This window comes from Streptococcus parasanguinis (genome assembly GCF_001578955.1).
Taxonomy (GTDB): domain Bacteria; phylum Bacillota; class Bacilli; order Lactobacillales; family Streptococcaceae; genus Streptococcus; species Streptococcus parasanguinis_U.
Genome location: NZ_KQ969690.1, coordinates 435,323 through 436,089 on the forward strand (window position 1 = coordinate 435,323; position 767 = coordinate 436,089).

A 767-nucleotide genomic window follows, 5' to 3' on the forward strand; every position below is an offset into this window, starting at 1 on the left:
AACCATCCGATAGGTATCATAGAGACTTATACCGAAATATTACTTCCGCAATTTTGAACTTAAAAGTTTCAAAAGAAGAGATCGAAAAATCAAACTTTGTTATTGAGCGAGATCCGAAATCGTTGATTACTAAATCTCTAGTGAAGGAAGGGAAGACACCTGATTTTGAAGCCAAAGTTTTAAATGAAAAGAATCAATTTTCCAAAGTTCGGATCACCTATAATCAAGATTATTTACCGATCAAACTTGAATGGTATTTTAAAGGGAAAGATGGGTTGAAGTGGTACACCTGGAGCCGTTTTTCATATCCATATAAGACTGAATCTGAATTTAATAAAAAACTAGATGAAGAAATCCAGCGTATTAAAGATATTGAAGAGGAGTACGAGTTGGAGAAGAAAAACGGATAATAATTGAACGATTAAAGCAATTCAAGAGGAAAACGAGGGTGATTAGGTTGAATCGGTCCAAATTCTTGAAATGTGTCCCTTCTTTCACCTTATCGGGAAAGGTTTCGTGCAAAATGCTTGAAAAAGTGGTATAATACGGGAAATAGCTTTTGGGAGGAAATTATGACTGTAGCGAAGATTGTTTTTGCTAGTATGACTGGAAATACTGAAGAAATTGCGGATATCGTAGCGGACAAATTCCGTGATCTTGGTGTCGAAGTAGATGTGGATGAGTGTACAACTGTGGATGCGGAGGACTTCCTTGATGCGGATATCGCAGTGGTAGCGACCTATACATACGGTGATGGAGAGCTTCCA

General features: G+C 37.4%; 1 protein-coding gene and 1 pseudogene. Both read left to right on the forward strand.

Going from position 1 to position 767, the window contains the following annotated elements; genetic code table 11:
- Positions 1 to 410: pseudogene (locus SPADD19_RS05980) on the forward strand (hypothetical protein); the annotation flags it as partial.
- 162 nt (positions 411 to 572) lie between these two features.
- Positions 573 to 767 (forward strand): flavodoxin domain-containing protein (locus SPADD19_RS05985; RefSeq protein ID WP_241496494.1); only part of this gene is annotated, 195 nt, incomplete at its 3' end.